The organism is Methylobacterium sp. WL103 (assembly GCF_008039885.1).
Lineage (GTDB): Bacteria > Pseudomonadota > Alphaproteobacteria > Rhizobiales > Beijerinckiaceae > Methylobacterium > Methylobacterium cerastii.
Genome location: NZ_VRUX01001015.1, coordinates 1 through 937 on the forward strand (window position 1 = coordinate 1; position 937 = coordinate 937).

Sequence of the window (937 nt, forward strand, 5' to 3'; positions counted from 1 at the left end):
AGCGGGGAGGGCGGCTCGCCCGGCAGCGCCTGGAACCGGCGCTTGCCCGGCACCAGCTTCGGCGTCTGGGCGAGCAGGCTGATCGTGTAGGGGTGCGCCGGCTGCGCGAACAGGGTCTCGGCCGGCGCCACCTCGACGAGGCGGCCGAGATACATCACCGCCACCCGCGAGGCGATGTGCTCGACCACCCCGAGGTCGTGGCTGACGAACAGGTAGGTCAGGCCGAGGTCGCGGCGGAGCTCCAGGAACAGGTTCAGCACCTGCGCCTGGATCGAGACGTCCAGCGCCGCCACCGACTCGTCGCAGACCAGCATCCGCGGCTTCACGGCCAAGGCCCGCGCGATGCCGATGCGAGCGCGCTGACCACCGGAGAACTGGTGCGGGTAGCGCGCCATCGCGTCCGGCCCGAGGCTGACGCGGGCCAGCTGCTCGGCGACGTAGGCGCGCCGGTCGCGTGCCGGGACGAGGCCGTGGGTGACCGGCGCCTCGCCGACGATGTCGAGCACCCGCAGGCGCGGGTTGAGGGCGGCGGTGGCGTCCTGGAAGATCATCTGCACGGCGAGCGCCGCCGTGCGGCGTTCCGCGGCGCTCATCCCGGCCCGGTCGCGCCCGTCCTGCAGCACCCGCCCGCGGCTCGGGGCGTGAAGGCCGGCGGCGAGCCGGGCCAGGGTCGACTTCCCGCAGCCGGATTCGCCGACGAGGCCGACGACCTCGCCGGCCTCGATCGACAGGTCCACGTCGGTCACCGCCTGCACCGCGCTCGGCGGCCGGCGCTCCCCGAGGAGGCCGGCCAAGCGCGCGGCGAGCGAGGGGCTGGTGCCGAACCGCTTCGAGACGGCGTCGAGGCTGAGAAGAGGTTTCACGTGAAACGTGCCGGCTGCAGGGGATGGCGGCAGAGGGCGAACCGCGACGGCTCGGCAAGGGCCGTGGGCGGCGG

Annotated in this window: 1 protein-coding gene; it reads right to left on the minus strand. The window is 74.5% G+C overall.

Annotated elements, in window-relative coordinates:
• Window positions 1–863: ATP-binding cassette domain-containing protein (locus FV222_RS27430; protein WP_210248521.1), on the minus strand; the 863-nt coding region annotated here is incomplete at its 3' end.
• Between the last annotated feature and the right edge of the window lie 74 nt (window positions 864–937).